General features: G+C 57.9%; 20 protein-coding genes. 12 read left to right on the top strand and 8 right to left on the bottom strand.

Going from position 1 to position 20,187, the window contains the following annotated elements:
• The first annotated feature begins 200 nt into the window (after positions 1-200).
• The 6 genes from acnA (at position 201) to AC0V6N_RS00365 (ending at position 6,066) form a co-directional block, all read left to right on the top strand.
• The gene (gene acnA / locus AC0V6N_RS00390) at positions 201-2,873 is read left to right on the top strand and encodes an aconitate hydratase AcnA (protein ID WP_486169616.1); all 2,673 of its coding nucleotides are present in this window, start codon (positions 201-203) and stop codon (positions 2,871-2,873) included.
• Between the two features lie 9 nt (positions 2,874-2,882).
• A complete protein-coding gene (locus AC0V6N_RS00385; protein WP_486169615.1) occupies positions 2,883-3,347 on the top strand; it encodes a rhodanese-like domain-containing protein in 465 nt (154 codons plus the stop codon).
• Positions 3,348-3,467: 120 nt separating this feature from the next.
• Complete coding sequence (locus AC0V6N_RS00380; RefSeq protein WP_486169614.1) at positions 3,468-3,959, top strand: rhodanese-like domain-containing protein; 492 nt, start codon at positions 3,468-3,470, stop codon at positions 3,957-3,959.
• 119 nt (positions 3,960-4,078) lie between these two features.
• Positions 4,079-4,789, top strand: a complete 711-nt coding sequence (locus AC0V6N_RS00375; protein ID WP_486169613.1) for a hypothetical protein — start codon at positions 4,079-4,081, stop codon at positions 4,787-4,789.
• 93 nt (positions 4,790-4,882) lie between these two features.
• Positions 4,883-5,563 carry a hypothetical protein gene (locus tag AC0V6N_RS00370; RefSeq protein WP_486169612.1) on the top strand — a complete coding sequence of 227 codons (681 nt, stop codon included), beginning with the start codon at positions 4,883-4,885 and terminating at the stop codon, positions 5,561-5,563.
• On the top strand, positions 5,560-6,066 hold the full coding sequence (locus tag AC0V6N_RS00365; RefSeq protein ID WP_486169611.1) for a hypothetical protein: 507 nt from the start codon (positions 5,560-5,562) through the stop codon (positions 6,064-6,066). Before AC0V6N_RS00370 ends, AC0V6N_RS00365 begins: the two co-directional genes overlap by 4 nt.
• A 270-nt stretch (positions 6,067-6,336) precedes the next feature.
• Here AC0V6N_RS00365 and ruvB read toward each other — a convergent pair whose 3' ends face one another.
• The 3 genes from ruvB to ruvA are packed head-to-tail and all read right to left on the bottom strand — an operon-like array spanning position 6,337 to position 8,527.
• A complete protein-coding gene (gene ruvB, locus AC0V6N_RS00360) occupies positions 6,337-7,395 on the bottom strand; it encodes a Holliday junction branch migration DNA helicase RuvB (RefSeq protein WP_486169610.1) in 1,059 nt (352 codons plus the stop codon).
• Positions 7,392-7,922: a DsrE family protein gene (locus AC0V6N_RS00355; RefSeq protein ID WP_486169609.1), complete on the bottom strand. Its 531-nt coding sequence runs from the start codon at positions 7,920-7,922 to the stop codon at positions 7,392-7,394. The genes ruvB and AC0V6N_RS00355 overlap by 4 nt, the downstream gene beginning before the upstream one ends.
• Positions 7,919-8,527 carry a Holliday junction branch migration protein RuvA gene (ruvA, locus tag AC0V6N_RS00350; RefSeq protein WP_486169608.1) on the bottom strand — a complete coding sequence of 203 codons (609 nt, stop codon included), beginning with the start codon at positions 8,525-8,527 and terminating at the stop codon, positions 7,919-7,921. The genes AC0V6N_RS00355 and ruvA overlap by 4 nt, the downstream gene beginning before the upstream one ends.
• A 302-nt stretch (positions 8,528-8,829) precedes the next feature.
• Between ruvA and aroC the strand changes: the two genes are divergently transcribed.
• On the top strand, positions 8,830-9,915 hold the full coding sequence (gene aroC, locus AC0V6N_RS00345) for a chorismate synthase (RefSeq protein ID WP_486169607.1): 1,086 nt from the start codon (positions 8,830-8,832) through the stop codon (positions 9,913-9,915).
• A gap of 74 nt (positions 9,916-9,989) precedes the next feature.
• On the opposite strand, the gene AC0V6N_RS00340 is transcribed toward aroC, so the two are convergent.
• Entirely contained in the window at positions 9,990-10,637 is a 648-nt protein-coding gene (locus AC0V6N_RS00340; protein WP_486169606.1) for a hypothetical protein, read from the bottom strand.
• Positions 10,638-10,801: 164 nt separating this feature from the next.
• Between AC0V6N_RS00340 and AC0V6N_RS00335 the strand changes: the two genes are divergently transcribed.
• From AC0V6N_RS00335 to AC0V6N_RS00325, 3 genes are all read left to right on the top strand, one after another.
• Positions 10,802-11,908, top strand: coding sequence for an acyltransferase family protein (locus tag AC0V6N_RS00335; RefSeq protein WP_486169605.1), 1,107 nt, complete (start codon positions 10,802-10,804; stop codon positions 11,906-11,908).
• 160 nt (positions 11,909-12,068) lie between these two features.
• Positions 12,069-14,264, top strand: coding sequence for a catalase/peroxidase HPI (gene katG / locus AC0V6N_RS00330; protein ID WP_486169604.1), 2,196 nt, complete (start codon positions 12,069-12,071; stop codon positions 14,262-14,264).
• Positions 14,265-14,401: 137 nt separating this feature from the next.
• Positions 14,402-15,037, top strand: a complete 636-nt coding sequence (locus AC0V6N_RS00325; RefSeq protein ID WP_486169603.1) for a Pr6Pr family membrane protein — start codon at positions 14,402-14,404, stop codon at positions 15,035-15,037.
• Here AC0V6N_RS00325 and AC0V6N_RS00320 read toward each other — a convergent pair.
• The gene (locus AC0V6N_RS00320) at positions 15,034-16,047 is read right to left on the bottom strand and encodes a LytTR family DNA-binding domain-containing protein (protein ID WP_486169602.1); all 1,014 of its coding nucleotides are present in this window, start codon (positions 16,045-16,047) and stop codon (positions 15,034-15,036) included. The two genes, AC0V6N_RS00325 and AC0V6N_RS00320, sit on opposite strands and share 4 nt — an antisense overlap.
• Positions 16,048-16,082: 35 nt before the next feature.
• Between AC0V6N_RS00320 and AC0V6N_RS00315 the strand changes: the two genes are divergently transcribed.
• Positions 16,083-16,688, top strand: coding sequence for a DUF2306 domain-containing protein (locus AC0V6N_RS00315; protein WP_486169601.1), 606 nt, complete (start codon positions 16,083-16,085; stop codon positions 16,686-16,688).
• Between the two features lie 97 nt (positions 16,689-16,785).
• On the opposite strand, the gene AC0V6N_RS00310 is transcribed toward AC0V6N_RS00315, so the two are convergent.
• From AC0V6N_RS00310 to AC0V6N_RS00300, 3 genes are read right to left on the bottom strand one after another with little or no spacing between them, the layout of a single operon-like run.
• On the bottom strand, positions 16,786-17,358 hold the full coding sequence (locus tag AC0V6N_RS00310) for a Smr/MutS family protein (RefSeq protein WP_486169600.1): 573 nt from the start codon (positions 17,356-17,358) through the stop codon (positions 16,786-16,788).
• Positions 17,355-18,638, bottom strand: a complete 1,284-nt coding sequence (gene mltA, locus AC0V6N_RS00305; RefSeq protein WP_486169599.1) for a murein transglycosylase A — start codon at positions 18,636-18,638, stop codon at positions 17,355-17,357. The genes AC0V6N_RS00310 and mltA overlap by 4 nt, the downstream gene beginning before the upstream one ends.
• A gap of 4 nt (positions 18,639-18,642) precedes the next feature.
• Positions 18,643-19,302 carry a Tim44/TimA family putative adaptor protein gene (locus AC0V6N_RS00300; protein WP_486169598.1) on the bottom strand — a complete coding sequence of 220 codons (660 nt, stop codon included), beginning with the start codon at positions 19,300-19,302 and terminating at the stop codon, positions 18,643-18,645.
• Between the two features lie 345 nt (positions 19,303-19,647).
• Between AC0V6N_RS00300 and secB the strand changes: the two genes are divergently transcribed.
• A complete protein-coding gene (secB, locus tag AC0V6N_RS00295) occupies positions 19,648-20,184 on the top strand; it encodes a protein-export chaperone SecB (RefSeq protein WP_486169597.1) in 537 nt (178 codons plus the stop codon).
• The last annotated feature ends 3 nt before the right edge of the window (positions 20,185-20,187 follow it).

Genomic DNA, 20,187 nt, shown 5'->3' with positions numbered 1-20,187 from the left:
AACACTTGTAACGATGAAGAAGCTTACAAAATGGTCCATCCTGTAAGTCGCAATCGACTCGCAAATAGCTTTGCGCCCTTGACCAATCCCGCGCAGTCTAGCACTTGCCGCTACACAACATTCCACCGGACATGGATCACCCGGATCCCCTCATTTGCGTACTCGCGATTGAGGTCAGCATAACAAGGATAGGAACCCCGATGACAGCTATCGGCAAGGACACGCTCGCCACTCGCTCTACCCTCAATGTGGATGGCAAGAGCTACGCATATTATTCGCTTTCCAAAGCAGCTGAACAGCTGGGCGATATCTCGAAACTGCCAAATTCAATGAAGGTGTTGCTGGAAAACCTCCTGCGCTTTGAAGATGAAGGCTTCACCGTTGGCCGTGAGCACATTCAGGCAATTGTCGATTGGCAGAAGAATCCGGCGACAGGCAACGAGATCCAATACCGCCCTGCCCGTGTGCTTCTGCAAGATTTCACCGGTGTGCCTTGCGTCGTTGACCTGGCAGCCATGCGCGATGCGATCAAAGAACTGGGCGGCGACACAGCCAAGATCAATCCGCAGGTTCCTGTCAATCTTGTGATCGACCACTCGGTTATGGTCGATGAATTCGGTCACCCTAAGGCGATGGAACAGAACATGGCGCTCGAATATGAGCGCAATGCAGAACGCTATGACTTCCTCAAATGGGGATCAAAAAGCTTCGAAAACTTCTCGGCGGTGCCTCCGGGCACGGGCATTTGCCACCAGGTAAACCTTGAGCACATTGCGCAAGGCATCTGGTCAAGCGAAGACGAAAACGGCGAAATGGTCGCCTATCCCGACACTTGCGTCGGCACCGACTCGCACACAACCATGATCAACGGCCTTGGCGTCCTCGGCTGGGGTGTTGGCGGGATCGAAGCCGAAGCAGCCATGCTCGGCCAGCCAATTTCCATGCTCATCCCAGAAGTGGTTGGCTTTAAGCTGACCGGCCGCATGGCCGAAGGCGTAACTGCAACCGACCTTGTGCTGACCTGCGTACAAATGTTGCGCGAAGTGGGCGTTGTGGGCCGCTTTGTAGAATTCTATGGCGAAGGCGTCGCTAACCTGACCCTCGCTGACCGTGCGACCATCGCCAATATGGCACCTGAGTATGGCGCGACCTGCGGCTTCTTTGGTATCGATGACAAAACCATCGAATACATGCGCCTCACCGGTCGCTCCGAAGAGAACCTTGCTTTGGTTGAAGCCTATGCCAAGGAACAAGGCATGTGGTTTGATCCGGCGCATGAGCCAATCTTTACCAACACGCTTGAACTCGACGTTGCATCCGTCGTGCCAAGCCTTGCCGGACCCAAGCGCCCGCAGGACCGCGTAATTCTTCCTGAAGTGGACGAGCTGTTCAACGGCGACCTTAAGACAGTTTACAAGAAAGATGCTCCCGTCCGCACCGGGGTCGAAGGCAAAGACCACGATATCGGTGATGGCGATGTTGTGATTGCAGCGATTACCAGCTGCACCAACACATCCAACCCAGACGTGCTTATCGCGGCTGGCCTCGTCGCCAAGAAGGCAAATGAGCGAGGCATGCTGCCCAAGCCGTGGGTGAAGACGTCGCTTGCACCGGGCAGCCAGGTTGTAACCGACTATCTGGTCAAATCTGGTCTACAAGACGACCTCGACGCTATCGGCTTTGACCTTGTCGGGTATGGTTGCACTACCTGTATTGGTAACTCAGGCCCGCTGGCGCCTCCAATAAGCAAGGCGATCAACAACAACGACATCGTCGCTGCGTCCGTCCTTTCCGGCAATCGCAACTTTGAAGGTCGCGTCAGCCAAGACGTGCGCGCAAACTTCCTTGCTTCACCTCCGCTGGTGGTCGCTTACGCGCTCAAAGGCACAGTTACCGAAGACATCACCACCACACCGCTTGGCCAGGACAAAGACGGTAATGACGTGATGCTCGCCGATCTGTGGCCGACTAACGCCGAAATCGCAGAGCACCGTGCGGCAAATATTGACCGCTCCATGTTCGAAACCCGCTACGCCAATGTCTATGATGGCGATGAACACTGGCAGGCGATCACCGTCGAGCCTTCAGATACGTATAAGTGGCGCGCTGGCAGCACCTATGTTGCCAACCCGCCTTACTTTGAAGGCATGGGCATGGAACCTGCGCCTGTCACCGATATCGAAGGCGCAAAGCCGCTCGCAATCCTCGGCGACAGCGTAACTACGGACCACATCTCACCTGCCGGCGCCATCAAAGAAGATAGCCCTGCTGGTTCCTATCTCAACGCCAATCAGGTCGCGAAAAAGGACTTTAACTCCTACGGATCACGTCGCGGCAATCACGATGTGATGATGCGCGGCACCTTCGCCAACATCCGCATCAAGAACGAAATGGTTCCCGGCGTCGAAGGCGGCGAAACCACGTATAATGGCGAGCAAATGCCAATTTACGATGCGGCAATGAAGCACAAAGCAGACGGCACTCCGCTGATTGTTGTCGGTGGCAAGGAATACGGCACAGGCTCCTCACGCGATTGGGCGGCCAAAGGCACCATCCTGCTCGGTGTGCGCGCCGTGATTGTTGAAAGCTTTGAGCGTATTCACCGTTCGAACCTCGTAGGCATGGGCGTTCTGCCGTTGCAGTTCAAAGACGGCGATACTCGTGAGACGTTGAACCTTGGCTCAGACGACACATTCAGCATTAAGGGCCTAGCGGACCTGACCCCAGGTCAAGATGTTGAGATCGAAGTCACCCGCGCTGATGGCACGACGTTTACCTTCAATGCGCTATGTCGCATCGATACCGCGAATGAGATGGAATATTACCGCAATGGCGGCATTCTTCATTACGTGCTGCGCAAACTGGCAGCGTAAGAGCCACGCATGAAACAGCTTCCCCTCTTCCTCTCATTGTTTAGCGCATTGATGCTTGCATCCTGCGCGCCAAGCGATGGGAAGGAAGATGAGGGAGGGGTTCCACCAATCGGTTTTGAGCTTGCCGTGGCGCAAGACGCCCCAGCAGTCGCGTCAGCGAGCGTGTTCGACCTCAGTGTTGGAGAGGTGGAACTTGCGCGCGAATACGAAAATGTTCGCTTGATCGACATCCGTCGCTCAGATGAAATTGCGAGTGGCATGATACCGGGCGCCGAACACATCGCGATGGAAGAATTTGACCCTGCTGCAGTGGTCGCTGGCGATGATCGCCCGATCATTCTTTACTGTCGCTCAGGACGCCGTTCGCGCATCATTGGTGAAAAACTCGCAGGCTATGTGGGCCAGTCAGCCATGCATCTCGAAGGCGGTATCATCGCCTGGCAAGAGGCCGGTCGAGAAGTTGTTGCTCCCTAAGGCTTAGCCAGCTCGTTCACAAACCAGTCAGCGCGAATCGAACACGTATCTTCTCTGGAGGATATGATGAGATCATTACTCGCCGCGGCGACACTATCAGCATTAATGATAAGCGCGCCTTTGTCTGCGCAAGAGAACGCTGACGACCCGCAAATTGATTTTGCACGGTTCGTTGAACTTTCGGCTGAAGTGGCACCCATACGCGCCGAGCGGCTCCTGACCCGCGAGCAATTTCTGGCCAAGGCGGATGAGGAAGGCGTGCTCTTGCTCGACACCAGATCAGCCGAAGCATTTGCTGCTGGTCACTTGGAAGGTGCGATAAACTTGCCTTTTTCCGACTTTACTGCCGACAAATTGCAAGCCGTGATTGGAGACGACACGCAGCGTCCAATTCTGATCTATTGCAACAACAATTTCACTGATGACGCCTTCCCAGTCAGGCTCAAATTAGTGCAACTTGCGCTCAATATCCCGACCTTCATCAACCTCTATGGTTATGGCTACACCAATGTCTGGGAACTCGAAGGCGCTATGCCGGTGAGCGATGTCCCATGGATGGGAACCAACCAGCTGACGCAGGCGTCAGTCTCGGAATTGTCTTCGAGGAACTGAAATAGCAAAAAGGCGGCTCTCCGATCTGGAAAGCCGCCCTTTTTGATGCGCCCTGCGATGTCCTCGCAGGCTTAACTTAGGCTTGCGCGCCGGCGCCGCCTAGCTTTTCCGAAAACTTCTTGCGACCGAGGATCGCTGCAGCGGCGGCGCCGAACAGGATCATCATTGGCGGTGCAGGAACTTCGGTGCCCCCAGATGTGCTCGAAGAAGAGCTTGAGCTCGAAGACGATGACGAGGAGCTGCTGGACGAAGAAGTCGTACCGCCAAAGCTCGACGTACCGCCTGATGAGCTGGATGAGCTCGATGAAGACGATGACGAGCTAGAGCTGCTGCTTCCGCCAAAGCTGGAAGTGCTACCGCCAGAGGTCCCGCCCGATGAGCTCGATGAGCTGGAACCCGATGACGAACTAGAGCTGCTGCCACCGTTTGACCCGCCACCATTGCTGCCGCCTGACGAACTTGAGCTCGAGGAAGAAGAAGACGATGAGCTGGACGATGATGTGCTGCCACCAAAGCTGGTATTGCCGCCCGAGGTGCTGCCGCCAGAGCTGGATGAGCTAGAGCTTGAAGACGAACCGCTCGATGATGACGATCCACCAAAGCTGGTGCTACCGCCAGTGCTGGTGCCGCCTGACGACGAGCTCGAAGATGAGCTGGACGAAGATGATGAGGAGCTGGTTGAGCTACTGATATTACCGGTGCTGCCGCCGCTGGTCGCACCGCCAGAGCTGGTGTTACCGCCTGAGCTTGAGCTGGAGCTTGATGACGATGAGCTGCTCGATGACGACGAAGATCCGCTGCCACCACCGCTCGTCGTAGTGCCTGGGTGACCGCCAGACGTATTACCACCCGAGCTTGCACCGCCGCTTGATGAGCTGCTCGAAGACGAGCTGGAGCTAGACGAAGAACTGGACGATCCACCATTGGAACCGCCAGACGTCATGCCGCCAGAAGTGCTTCCTCCTGAGCTTGATGAAGACGACGAAGAGCTGGAGCCAGACGATGATGAGCTGCCGCCTGAACCGCCACTGGTGTTGCCACCTGAGCTACCGCCGCTTGACGAACTCGAAGATGAGCTGGACGAAGACGATGAGGAGGACGAACTAGACGAACCGCCGCCTGTGGAGGTGCTCGAAACATTGCCCGAAGTGCTTGAAATAGCGCCGGTTGAAGTGCTCGTGCTCGACACATTGCCCGAAGTTGTCGATGTGCTCGACACGTTACCCGACGTCGAAGTGCTCGACACATTTCCGGATGTGGTCGATGTGCTCGAAACATTACCAGATGTGGTGCTGCTTGAGACGTTACCCGATGTGGTGCTGGAAACGTTGCCCGAGGTTGAACTCGAAACGTTGCCAGAAGTCGAACTTGATACGTTGCCCGATGTCGTGCTGGAGATCGCGCCAGTTGTAGTCGTTGTGGTTGTCGTCGTGCTATTACCGCCGTTCGATCCGCCAGTTGTACCACCCGAAGTGCTGCTGACATCGCCCGAAGAGCCACCAGAACCACCCGAGCTTACGTCGCCAGAGGTCGAAGATCCGCCGGAGCTTGAGCTGACATCGCCGGACGAACCGCCCGAAGTGGTGGTCGTTGTGGTGACTTGAACATCACCCGAAGACGAGCCGCCTCCACCGAAGAATCCGCCAAAGAAGCCGCCGCCAAATCCTCCGCCGAAGCCGCCGAGACCTCCGCCAACGACTACTGGTCCGGCACCGCCACCACCACCGCGGATCGGCGGAAGTGGGGGAAGTGGAGCGGGAGCGTAAGCAACTTGAGCGATCGGCGGGCACTCATTGGCGTCAATATACGCGCGCGTCGCACCGGCGGGCAGTGGTGCGGATGCAGCGACAGTGCCAGGGGCACCTGCATTATATGGGCCAGGGATCGGCTGGCATTCGATCGTACGTTCTACAATACGACGGCGCCGTTCTTCCGGAACCGGCAGCGGCGGCAATTCACGTGTGCGATCAGTCTTGACGTAACGCGGCTGAGCAACCGGCACCGGCAAAGGAGCAGTCGTTTCCTGCAGCTTGCCATCCGCATCGGTCGTGAAGCGCGGCTCATCCGTGTTCATCGGTTCCGCCACGCGCACAGCCCCACCCTGTAATAGGGCGATGCCTGCCGCGGTGGCCGCGAGTTTGGCTGATACCATTTTGATCGACATGTGTTTCGAACCTTGTTTGTCTGACTGGTTCGACACGGCCCGCCCGCATCTTCACCAATTCCAATAGTGCTTGTGGAAGTGATGAAGTGTTCACGGCAATGGAGTTAACCATGAATCCAGCCAGCTAACACGCTGATCTGCCAAAAATGGCCGGTATTTCAGAGGCGTTGTCCCAGTTTGACACCGAAACGGAAGGCCTAGTTAGTTAATTGCTCAGCCTTTTCCTTCGCCAGAGCCTTCAAATAGGCCCCGCTGGATCGCGGAGTCAGCCTGAGTCGGTTTGGCCATCTCCAAGTGCTCCCACCCGGCATCATTCAGCATTCGCCCGCGTTCGGTTCGCGCCAACAGGCCTAGTTGGATTAGGTAGGGTTCAATCACTTCCTCGACCGTATCGCGCTGCTCGGACAGACCCGCCGACAGCGCCGCAACTCCCACCGGACCACCCTTGTAAGTGGCTGCAATCATGGTGAGATAACGACGGTCCATGGCATCCAGACCGAGCCGGTCAATCTCTAGCCGGGTGAGCGCATCATCGGCCAAAGCGCGCGTCACCTTGGGTTGATCAGCAACATGCGCAAAGTCACGCACACGCCGCAGCAAACGGCCCGCTACGCGCGGTGTCCCCCGGCTTCTCCGAGCGATCTCGCGCGCGCCATCTGCATCGATCTCCAGCCCCAATAGCCCCGCCGCGCGAGTGACCACCAGATCCAGCTCATCATGGCTGTAGAACTGCAAACGCACAGGGATACCAAACCTGTCGCGCAAAGGCGTCGTCAGCAGCCCCTGCCGCGTCGTTGCACCCACCAACGTGAATGGCGGCAGGTCGATCCGTACGCTCCTCGCGCTCGGCCCTTCCCCTATGATGATGTCGAGCGCGCGGTCCTCCATTGCGGGGTACAGCACCTCCTCGACCACTGGGTTCAGCCGGTGGATCTCATCAATGAACAGCACGTCATGCGGCTCTAGATTGGTGAGCAGCGCCGCTAGGTCACCCGCCTTAGCGATGACAGGACCGGACGTGGCACGGAACCCCACACCCAGCTCGTTGGCGACGATCTGCGCAAGCGTCGTCTTGCCAAGACCCGGCGGTCCGTGGAACAGCGTGTGGTCCATCGCCTCACCGCGCGACTTGGCGCTTTCGATGAAGACCTTGAGGTTGTCGCGCGCGGCCTCCTGACCGATGAACTCAGCCAGCCGCTTGGGTCGAAGCGCTGTATCTGGGTCGTCAAACTGCTGTTCACCAGAATGGATTGGGGGATCGAGGTCGCTCAAAACGGGTTCACCGTGAAGCCATCTTGCTGGAGCAGAGCGTGGGCGGTCATGGCAGACAGCTCCATCTCAACGCCTTCGATCAGCTCATCGGCGCTCACGCCGTGGGCGGCTGCGCTTTGGCCGCAGACGATGAAGCGCACGCCGTGGTCTAGCATCGCGCGCACCATGGCTTCTGAGCCGTTCTCATCGCCAGGCACGAGGTCGCGAACCGCGCGGCCATGTACCACGACGACCAGCTCAATCCGATCCTCGGGCACGCCTGCTGCGACATGCATGTTGATGAAGCGCGCCGCGCTCTCAAACCCGCGATTGCGCCCCCTTGTCCCATTGGCGCCATCCTCAGCTGGCTTCGCCACGTCGAACGCAATGGCAAAGCGTGACAGGCTAGGCAGCGCGTTTGCACCTTCAACGGGAGCGTGAGGGCCGAAGTCCTCGAACACAGGGCCGGTCTTGAAGGCTGAGAGGTCTTGAGCCGCGGCGGGAACAGCAAGCAAGGCTGCCAAAGTGATCGCAATTGCTGTTCTCATGATGCTGCCTTCTTCAATGCCACTCGGATCAGGTCGCCTTCTGCGGCGTCCTCTCCCAGTTCGGCTTGGGCGCGGGCTACTGCTTGTGCGGCGACCGCTGGTTTGAAGCCTAAGTTCTCAAGTGCGCTTACCGCGTCTGCGTTGGCTCCGCCCGCCGCGCTGATCGCGCCGACCGCCGCGCCCGCTATGCCGCCGCCAGGTAACGCGCCGGCCTTATCCTTAAGCTCGTTCACTATGCGTCCCGCCAGCTTTGGCCCCACACCATTGGCGCGCGCCACGCTTGCCGCATCGCCAGCTGCACAGGCATCGCGCAGTTCGCCCGTGGATAGCGCTGAGAGGATCGCAAGGCCGACCTTACTGCCCACCCCTTGCACTTGTGTCAGCAAGCGGAACCAGTCGCGTTCGGCGCTTTCGGCAAAGCCGAGGAGGCGCATGTCGTTCTCGCTGACTTGGAGGTCAGTGTGGACCGTGCAGCCCTCACCCACTTCGCCGAGCGCCGCCAGCGTGCGGGCCGAGCAATGGACCAGATAGCCGACGCCTTGCACATCGACGATGGCCCAATCCTCGCCGGTTTCGTCCAAACGTCCTGAGAGCTTTGCAATCATGGTTTGTTCTTGCCCCAAGGCTTCACGCATTGCCAGAGGGTGGAAGCGGTTATCGTCATTGCTCCCGAAGAGGCTGACCGTGTTACACGCAAGGGTATGCTTTGAAAAAAGCCGAATTCCCCGCAAAGCACTGTTTTCAATGTTCTTTCTAGAGATTCCACTACCGCTAACTGTCACCTTCCAAATTCGGCGCTTTTTCGCGCCAACCAAACGTCTCAACTGCGCAACCTATCGTCGCGCAAGATTGTAGGAAAGTTGCGCCGATCTCGACACCGCCAAAACTTTCGCTAAGGCTCGCCCTTATGAGCTTCAACACTTTCGGACGTATGCTGCGCTTCACCACTTGGGGCGAAAGTCATGGGCCTGCGCTAGGCGCGGTTCTGGATGGGTGCCCGCCGGGCATTCCGCTCACGGAGAAGGACATCCAGCCCTATATGGATGCGCGAAAGCCGGGGCAGAACAAGTTTACGACCCAGCGCAAAGAGCCCGATCAGGTGCGGATTATGTCAGGCGTCTTCACCAATGATGATGGCGTACAAGTGACCACGGGCACGCCGATCCATCTGATGATCGAAAACACCGATCAGCGCTCCAAAGACTATTCAGAGATCGCCAAACGCTATCGCCCCGGCCATGCCGACTACACTTACGATGCCAAATACGGCATCCGCGATTATCGCGGCGGTGGCCGGTCGAGCGCGCGGGAGACAGCGGCGCGGGTGGCGGCAGGCGCGGTGGCCAGGTTGATCATCCCTGAGGTGAGCATCACCGGCTATGTCTGCGAGCTGGGCGGCGATCGGATCGAGCGCGATGCGATCAACCATGAAGAGATCACCAAGAACCCGTTTTTCTGCCCCGATAGCTGGGCCGCGACCCGCTGGGCCGAAAAGGTAGAAACCGCGCGTAAGGGCGGCTCTTCTTTGGGTGCCGTAGTGGAGTGCGTGGCGGAGGGTGTCCCCGCCGGATGGGGCGCGCCTGTCTACGCAAAACTCGATAGCGAGCTGGCCGCAGCCATGATGACAATCAATGCGACCAAGGGCGTGGAGATTGGCGACGGATTTGAAGCCGCGCGTTTAACTGGCGAGCAAAACGCCGATGAAATGCGGCCCGGCAAAGATGGCAAACCGGAATATGCGAGCAACCATGCAGGCGGCACGGCAGGCGGCATCTCAACAGGCCAGCCAGTCGTGTGCCGAGTGGCCTTCAAGCCTACCTCGTCGATCCTGACCCCGGTCAAATCCATCAACGCCGATGGCGAAGCGGTCGAAGTTGTCACCAAAGGCCGCCACGACCCTTGCGTAGGGATCCGGGGCACGCCGGTTGTTGAGGCCATGATGGCACTGGTACTGGCAGATCAGAAGCTAATGCACCGGGCGCAGGTGGGTTGATCGTTCGCGCTGGACTCTGAAGTCCAGCAGCTTCGGCAACACTGGCACCAGACGGGCTAAATCACTGGCAGTTTCTAGCGGAGCCGAACTGTTTCTGCGGGCACTGGCTTTATGACAAATCTCAACTGGCCCATCTGCATTTGGTGAGCGACGACGGTGAAATAGCCATCAACCCGATATTCACCGGAGTACCAGCCAATACACCCTCCAAACTCCCTGCACTCTTCTGCACGGAACACCAACGCACCGCTCATATCGGCCTCGCAATTCTCCTCAAAAAGCGAATTGCAGCTCAATACGACATCTTCAAAGCCACTGCCTTCGGCGGGATAATATTTGTCCGGTGGAACCGATAATTGGAGCCTGAACACCCGTTCCATATTGTTGGTGACGAAATCTATGATCTCGTCATCGGCTACCGTACCGCGCACTTTTGCTCGCAATTCTGGCACTTCCGGGCGTTCAACCGATGCAGCGATTTCTTTGCTGGTATCGGTAAGCTCTTCTCTCTGGTTTGCAGCCTGAGCCGCCTCTTCGCGTGACTGGTCACTGTCGGCCTCCGCGACTTCTGAATCGCTAAACTGAAGCCACAGCGATACCGCAGCGATCCCAACAGCGGCGATTGCGATCGCTGTTTGCCAGCTTAGCCGGTCAACGATGCTGTGGAGCAAACCTTTCAATCCAGTGCTCGCATTGCCAGTCGATTCACTTGTATCTGTCACGCTCTGCCTCAACTGCTGTTTGAATCGGCATACTTTGGTCCAAAGCCACTTGTACCAGGAGAAGCATAACGGCTTTGCGCAAAGGCGCTAGCCGTCAATGTTAGCACCTTAGTAACCATGTTCGCGCTAGGCCCATCCATTCGCTAAGGGTGGGGAGTTGCCACATGACTAAGATCAAGGGATTTGACGGGCTGCGTGCTGCGTCTGTGATCTTCGTCATTCTCACGCATCTTGGCATTTACACCACCGCGCAACATGCTGGCTGGCTGGCTGAGCGGGCGGCTCCGATTATCTCGGGCACGACGGGTGTGCAGATATTCTTCGTGCTGTCCGGCTTTCTCATCACCAGCCTGCTGATCAAAGAACATGAGGCAAGCGGTACGGTTTCGCTCAAGAACTTCTATATCCGCCGCGCCTTTCGTATCCTGCCGCTCTATTTCCTATGCGTGGTGCTGACGTGGTTTGTTGATGTCTATGTCTGGCCTGTTGCAAGCACGCCTTCGCTGATCTTTGCAGCGACCTTCAACACAAGTTTTATCCCACGCGAATGGTATTCCTCGATCCTTGGGCACACATGGTCGCTTTCGGTTGAGGAGCATTTCTACATCATCTGGCCGGCGGCTTTGCTGCTGATTTACCGCTTTTCCTATGGCCGGGCGCTGAGGCACTTGCTGATCGGGACGGCCATAAGTCTCACCGTGCTTGCAATCTGTTTGCGGATTGAAGATTTGAACTCAGCCTATTTCCTTGCCCGGTGGAGCATCTTTGCAGGCTCTTGGATCGCTCTGGGATGTGCGGCGGCGATAGTTGTGAACGGGGCGAGTTATGCCCGTGCTAACGCGTTTCTCGCCTCGCGCGCGGCGCTGTGGCTCGCGGCGGCACTGTTCCTGCATTCACTGGTGATAGGGCTGTTGCCGAAACCACTGGATGAGACTTTGCGCGTGGCAGGCGCGGTGCTGCTGGTGTGCTGGGTGTACCATAATCAGCATGGGCGCATTGTGCGCGCGCTCGAATATGCGCCGCTCGCTTACACCGGTAAGATTTCTTACGGGCTTTATATGTGGCAGGGGTTCTTCCTCGCGACCGGACCAGGGCGGGCAGAGGGGCAATTGTGGCCGCTCAATCCGGGACTGGGCCTGTTGCTGCTGTGCGTGGTCGCGCCGCTTTCCTATCACCTTTTTGAAAAGCGTTTCCTTCGGATGTCTGCAGATTTTCGTCATGGTGATGAGACGGCCGAGCGGCAGGATAAGCCTGCAGCCAAACCCGCCTGAACCTGCATCAGCACCGGCCCAACGACTAATCGTCTCTCTCAATCAATACCGCCTAATTAATCGATTGGACTGATTAGCGGGTTTCCATCATTCTCCTGTCATCGCACTCGGCTAATCCCCGAGTCCCATGAGCTGATGAGAGAGAATTAGGAGATCCCCAATGGACGCGAAGACTGGTGAAATGAGCGGCGGCTGCCCCTTCCACGCTGATGGAGGCATGCGCACACTGCTAGGCCGTACGAACAAGGATTGGTGGCCGGAGGCAACTCAGCTCGACATCCTGACCGAAGAAGGCAAGTCCGCTAATCCCTATGGCGAAGACTTTGACTATGTCGCGGCGTTCAACACAATTGATTATGCGGCGCTCAAAGCTGACCTGACCGCTTTGATGACCGACAGCCAAGATTGGTGGCCAGCCGATTATGGTCACTATGGCCCGTTCTTCATCCGCATGGCGTGGCACGCTGCGGGTACTTACCGCACGGGCGATGGCCGCGGTGGCGCAGGCTCCGGCCAACAGCGCTTTGCTCCGCTCAACAGCTGGCCGGATAACGGCAACCTCGACAAAGCCCGCCGCCTGCTTTGGCCGATCAAACAGAAATACGGCAAGCAAATCAGTTGGGCTGACCTGTTCGTCCTGACCGGTAACGTAGCCATCGAAAGCATGGGTGGTCCCGTGTTTGGCTTTGGCGGTGGACGCGCTGACGTCTACGAGCCCGAGAGCGTATATTGGGGCACTGAAGAGCAGTGGGTGAACGAAGGTGTCGCCACCCGCATCCAGCCCAAAGAAGGCATGGCGCTGGAAAACCCACTCGCGGCGATCCAGATGGGTCTCATTTACGTGAATCCAGAAGGCCCAGGCGGCAATCCTGATCCGCTGGAAAGCGCGCGCGACATGCGTGAAACCTTCGCCCGCATGGCGATGAATGACGAGGAAACGGTTGCGCTGACGGCTGGCGGCCACGCCTTTGGCAAAGCGCATGGTGCAGCTCCTGCCGATACGTTTGGCGGTGCACCTGAAAGTGAGACCCTCCAACTTCAGGGTTTTGGCTGGCTGAACGATGAGGAAGAAATCGCAGCTGGCAACATCACCACGTCAGGGATCGAAGGCAGCTGGTCTAACAATCCGACATCGTGGAGCCACGACTATTTCCGCCTGCTGTTCAAATATGACTATGAACTGGTGCAAAGCCCTGCTGGCGCGCAGCAATGGCAGCCGGTTAACCAGTCTGAAGAAGACATGGCACCCGATGCCCGCGATCCTTCGAAGAAGGTTCCGACCATGATGACTACCGCCGATATGGCGCTCAAGATGGACCCGGATTATCGCAAGATCTCGGAACGCTTCCTTGCCAACCCAGAACAACTGGACGACGCATTTGCGCGTGCATGGTTCAAACTGTGCCACCGCGATATGGGTCCAAAAATCCGCTATCAGGGTCCGGAAGTTCCCGAAGAAACGCTGATCTGGATGGATCCTGTTCCTGCTGGTTCAACGCCATCAGATGCCGAAGTTTCGCGCTTCAAATCCGCGATCCTCGGCTCTGGCCTGTCGGTGAGTGAGCTTGTGAAGGCGGCTTGGGCTTCGGCCTCAACCTATCGCAACTCAGACCACCGTGGCGGTGCCAATGGCGCGCGTGTGACGCAAGCTCCGCAAAAGGATTGGAAAGCCAACGATCCAGACGAACTGAGCAAGGTTCTGGGCGTAATCAGCGATCATCGCGGTGACCTCAGCATGGCTGACGCTATCGTGCTGGCTGGCTCTGCTGCAGTTGAGAAAGCAGCAAGCGATGCAGGCTTTAACGTGACCGTTCCGTTCCTTAGTGGACGCGGCGATTGCGCTGACGAGCACACCGATGCCGAAAGCTTTGAACCGCTGGAGCCATTTGCAGATGGCTTCCGCAACTACCTCAAGACCAAAGCGAACGTACGCACCGAAGACATGCTGATCGACAAGGCGCATTTGCTGGGCCTTTCGATCCCTGAACTGACCGTTCTGGTTGGCGGCATGCGCGCTCTGGGTGCCAATGCTGGCAACACCAAGCATGGCATCTTCACCAGCCGCGTTGGCCAGCTGACACCGGACTTCTTCACCAATCTGCTCGACATGAGCACCAAGTGGACCCCGGTCGATGGCAGCGGTGACGAGGAATATGTCGGCACCGATCGCAAGACTGGTGAGACACGCTTCACCGCGACGCGCACCGATCTCGTCTTCGGCTCAAACTCGCAATTGCGCGCTCAGGCCGAAGTCTATGCCGAGGCTGGCGCGGAGGAGAAGTTCGTACACGACTTCGTAGCCGCTTGGGTCAAAGTCATGAACGCTGACCGTTTTGACGCCTGTTATGGCGTCTAACTGAACAAGCCCCCCACCCTGGCCGCACTGTTCCAGGCCAGGGTCGCAAGAGGCCCCCGGCTGCTCCTATCCATCGAAGGAGATGCCGGGGGCTTTTTCGTTTGCGTGTGGCGGCTGGCTTGACGCAAGAGGCGAAAATGGAAACAAGCCCATCTTTAGCAAAGTTGGCAACACCCTACCCAGCCAAACGTGCGACCGCTGCATGGATCGCGGGCTGCGGGATAATCGCGCTACTTGTTCAGCCAGCTCTGGGTGAATGGAGCTATTTCGAGAATTTGGGCTTTCTGCTGCGGTATTTCACCATTTGGGGCAACATCGCCGCTTGTATTGTGATGAGCCTCGCTATGTTCGGCAAAGATGTTCCACGCAGTGTGATGGCAGCTTTGGCCACAGCGCTTGCAATTATCGGCGGGATTTATTGGGGTTTGCTGTCAGGCGAGCATCACCCTGTGGGCCTCGACCGAGTGACCAATCAAGCTCACCACACAATCGTACCCCTGCTTACGATCCTATGGTGGCTACGCTTCACGCCGCCCACGCGCAACATCAAAGCGCTAATCCCAGTGATTATGGTGCCTCCCTTGACCTATGGCGCCTTCGCTTTCGTATTGGGAGAAGTGACAGGGTTCTACGCCTATTTCTTCGTCGATCTGCCGAGCCTTGGCTGGACGCAGTTCCTCATCAACAATGCTGGCTTGGCGGTATTCTTTGCGCTCGTGGGAGCAGCGTTAGTATGGCTCAAGAACAAGCTTGGCTTCCACAAAGACGCTTAAATCCAGCCCACCGCTTTCAATTCACTCACCTGTGCGCGACTGACCGGAGCCTCAACCCCGCCCGTTAGCACCAACCGCACATTGCGGCCCTCGCGCTTCACATCCTCGACCGCGAGGCGCGCGACCCACCAGCTGCGGTGAACCTGACGCCCCTCGATCTCGGTCAAGTGAACCATCGCATCGCGCAGCCGCATCAGCACCAGATCTGAGCCAAGCGCCGTGTGGACGCGCACATAATGGTCCTCCATTTGCAACGCGATGACATCGCTGCCCAGTTCTGCCGGAAGCTGGTCGATCAGCGGATTACCGATTTCTACCGTGGGCGGTTTTTCCATCGTTTGCACAGGCACACTCTGTTCAATCACAGCGGCTTCCACGCGGTCCTCTATTCCTGCCTCCTTCGCCCGCGCTTTGCTGGCACGCGGGCCAATAAAGTTGAACAGGAGCGTCACCCCGCCCCCGATCACAAAAACATAGAAATAGCTGGTGAGCGCCTCATTCAACGAAGGGAGCGGAGGCCAGCTGGGCATGAATTGGACAAAGTAGATCGCCGTGGTCATCGGCACCGTCGCGATCGCTGCAGCGCCTATCCAAAGCGGCAGGACAGGCAGATCGAGCGCGTCATGCAGCCGATCCACAAAATACCCCATCGGCGAATAGATCGCGTAGCCAAGATAGGCGAAGGTCAGCCAGGTGATAAGCCTGATACCGAGCGGCTGCCCAATCGAACCGAACGGGCCGAGAACCGCCAGAAACACGCCGATCACTGTCATGATCGCCAGATCGCTGAGCGTGCTGCGCCAGAATGCCGCGCGCGGGCTCAATCCTTTTGCTTGTCCTGCCACTTCGCTGTTTTCGCCCTGCATGGCATGACAAATGCCTGCCCATTCGCGCTTCGTAAAGTGGCAAAGCCCAGCAATTGCGCCGTTTTCACGCCCGTTCACGCACATCCAAGCCCAAATACGCAGATCGTGTTGCTGGCGAATGGGCAGGCGGCATTGTGGGTTCATCGCAAACGAAACAACCCGTCAGGAGCACCAGACCCATGACCGTATTGACCGCCAATTCATCGCCTAAATCACCTTTGGCCCGCATCCTTCAGGCACCTTTTGATTTCGTGAAGGAAATCGCAAAGCCTCAAGCCAAGCCCAGCTTCGATATCACTCCGCGAACCCGCGCAATTGTGATGATCGCGGCGACCGCCATGACGCTTGCTGTGGCTTATGCGTTGATCCGGGGCTTTGCCGGCTTTGCGCCCAGCCACCCAAACACGCGTGACCTCGCGATCGTCTTTCACGTTGCAACCGTGATCCCGGCGATCCCATTGGGCGGCTATCTGCTGCTCGCACCAAAGGGAACCAAGTGGCACAAGCAGCTCGGCAAACTATGGGTCGCCCTGATGGTGACGACGGCTATTTCATCCTGCTTCATCAAATATGGCGGCGGATTGGACTTCCATGTGAGCCCGATCCACATCTTCGTGCCAATGACGCTGATTGCCTCTTACAAGCTGATCGCGACCGCTCGCCGGGGGGATATGAAGGGGCACAAGAAAGAAATCCTGAGCCTGTATCTCGGCGCGCTGATGATCCCCGGTATTGTGAGCATGGCACTGCCTGGTCGGTTGATGAATGTGTGGCTGTTCTGGTGAGCTGCGCCTTTATCCTCTGAAGCGAATTGGCGCGGTTTTGCGACACGCCATTCGCGGTAAAGAGGCGGCGTCGGGAGCGATCCCGGCGCCGTTTTGTTTAGCGCGTTCGCTTCAGCACCAGATAAAGCGCGCCCTCACCTCCATGGCGGATATGCGCGCGGCGCACCGCAGCAATTGCATCGGCATGGTGGCTTGCGGCAAGCCAATCGAGCAGCTTTGCTCGGATTGCTCCGCGTTTATGCCCACGATCCGCTGGATCAACGGGCCGCTCTCGCCCGGCGATTACCAGCACGACCCGCGCGCCCATTGCGCGCGCTTGATCCACCCCGCTCATGATGCGGGAATAGGCTCCATCGAGCGTGTGGCCATGCAGATCGAGCGTGTAGTCAGGTGCGATCTGCCCTGCTTTCAACTTGCGGTTCCAATGCGAATCCAATTGCGAATTGAACGCTCTCTTCGCGACGCTTGGACGCGGGGCCACTGGCTCTGGCCGCGGCTGCATCACCCTGCGCGGTGGTTTCTTGACCGGAGCTCTTGCCGGAGGTGCGGGCGTGTGCTCGGCCTTTTCCGGAAGGCCCGGCATAGCGCGCCCGGCAATTGGCGTGACGCTATGCGCAAGCCGCGCCCAGGCGGCCTGCTCCTCGCTACTGAGCCCCCTCGGAATGCTCATTGGTCAGCGGTTAGTCGGCGAACGGCGCGCCGTGGCAGCAGGATCAATGCCTGCCCGCGCCCGCTCATCCCGCCTGCGATCTCACGCGCATTCGCGCCTGCGCCCCAAAACGTGTCGAAGCGGTTCGCGCCCTTGATCGCACCGCCTGTATCCTGCGCGATCCACAGACCATCGGCGATATCGCGGTCCAGATCGAGGAATACGGGGGCGCCATAGGGCACAAAGCGCGGATCAACCGCGACCGAGCTTTCGCCGCGCACCGGCACACCGATGGAGCCGAGCGGACCATCGCCTGTCAGCTCACGGAAGAACACCCAGCTTTTGTTGAGACGCATCAGGTCGCGGCCTTCGCGCGGGTTTTCGCGGATATATGCCATGATCCCCTGCATGGACCCAGAATATTGCCCCGGCCCATCGCCCAATAGACCGCGCTCACGCATCACACCGCCAATGCCAGTGTAGCTGTGACCATTTTGCCCGGCATAACCGATGCGAATAACCTCGCCCGTCTCTGTACGGATACGGCCAGAGCCCTGGATCTGTAGGAAGAAGAATTCAACCGGATCAGCGGCATAGCCAAGGACCGGGGCGCGCCCTTCTAACGCGCCTTCTTCAATTGCGGTGCGATCAAAATAGGGCACGTAAGAACCGTCGGGCAATTTTCGCGATAGCGGCGCGCGGCCAGTTCGTTCTGATCGTGGGACATTGTCAGGCCAGCCGCGTTCCAGATCGCGCGGCATGCCGTAAACGGGCACATAGCCGGGGCGCGGGCTTCGACTTCCCGCAATCTCAGGCTCAAAATAGCCGGTCGCAAAGGCATTGCCATCACCGACAATCACAGTGCTGAAATAGGACATGAAGAACGTGTCAGCCGTGCCCGCATTTTCAGGGGCTTTTTCGCAAGCCTCCTGCCAGTCTGACGGCTGAGTTAGCCCGGTCTGATCCTCTCTTGAGGTGAGCCTTGGGCAGCTTTCGATGAAAGAGCGCAGTGCCGCTTCGCCATCCGAATTGCTGAAAACATATTCCGATCTGCCAAACCGCTCGCCCGCAATAGACGGCCCAGCATGCACGCCCGCTGCCAATGCACTGAGCGCGCTTGACGGTGTGGGGGGCTGCGAAATGACCGGCGCGTCGACTTTGGGGATCAGGGCGCATCCTGAAAGTGCCAGCAAAGCAGAGGCAAGCAGCCCAGCACCGGACGCCAAAGACCGCCGCGAGCGAGCCTCATGCCCTCTCCGATCGAGCCGGATCACAGATTGCGCTTCCGACCCTTTTGGCAAGGAATTACCCTTCGTCGGTTTCGTCGAGCAGCCAGTTCGGATCTTTCGACCCGGTATTGCGGCTGAACGTCCAGACATCGCGGCTTTCAACCGCATCGTCGAGCGAGCCTGCAATCACGTTGCCATCCTTATCGCGCGTCACTGCAGCGATATCGGCAACGAACAGCACAGAGATGCTGGCAAAGCGTTTGTCGAGCGACGCGGAGTGGATGCGCGTTTCTTCGATCCGGATCAGCTTGTTCTCAAGCACGTGGCCCGCTTCTTCGCGTGCGTCGATGGCGGCGGAGAAACCTTCGAAAACGTCATCATCGCATAGATCACGCAGCGCATCCCGGTCGCCTTCCCAGAACGCCTCGAGCACCATTCCATAGGCGCCCTTTGCGCCTTCCATGAATTGCGCTAGGTCAAAATCACGGTCAGCGCCTGCAATATCGCGAATGCCGCGTTCAACCGCTGGCATAACACCTTCGAGTTCAGCGGGGCGTTGCGGAGCGGTTTGCGCCGCCTGCGGTGTGAGCGGAGAGGGTGCACCTGCATTTTCGCTGGCATCAAAGCGTTGCGGGATCGATTCCTCCTCATGCTCTGCCCGGCGGCCTAGCACCGAATAGAGGCGCAGCCCCAAAAAGGCTGCGATCATGGCGAGGATGATGATTTCTACAATCACTTGATTACCCTAATTTCTTTCCGGCACTTCATACGTGCCTGATACGCATCTTGTCGCGCAATTAAAGCAGATAGACAACCAAAGTTACGAATGAACGCTGCGCTGGATGCGGTTCGTCCCATAAATAGGCATGAAATTCAATTCTCCAACAGGCATTTCGGTTTCCATTCGGCGCAAATATATGCAGGTGGCTTTCACTTGATAGTCAAACCAGCCCCATTGCAGGCCAACTACACCCCTGCTAGGCGCGCGCAGAACTATTGATACAGGCTCGTGTAGCGCGTGACGGATTAATCCTCGCAAAACGCAGGCCCCAACAGCAATCTAAAGAAAGACAAGACGACCATGGCCGACGAAGGCGACGTTCTCACCAACCTCGATAATCCTGCCGCTGGCGCAAATGGCGCTGATAATCAGCCTGCCGCCGGGATCATTACGCAATATGTCAAAGATTTGTCGGTTGAGAACCCGAACGCGCCTGACGTGTATCAGTGGACTGATCAGCCTCAGATTGACGTTCAGTTCAACATTGGTGCCGCGCCAAAGGGTGATCAGGTCACCGAAGTTGAGCTGAAGATCAACATCTCGGCAACAGCGGAGAAAGGCACTGCCTATCTGATTGAGCTGAGCTATTGCGGCCTTATCGGCCTGCGCAATATCCCCGATGAGCAGGCGCACGCATTCCTGTTTGCCGAAGCTCCGCGTATTCTGTTCCCGTTTGCCCGCCGCGTGATCGCGGATGCGGTTCGCGATGCAGGCTTCCCACCGCTAATGGTCGATCCAATCGATTTTAACGGCCTTTATGCGCAGCAGCTTGCGAATAAGCGCGCACAAGAAGGCGCTGCTGGTGGCGACGTTGCTCCGCCTGCAGGCGACGCCTAAGCG

The sequence above is a fragment of the Erythrobacter sp. S57(2025) genome (assembly GCF_057365055.1).
This window is presented reverse-complemented; position numbering and strand designations above follow the sequence as displayed.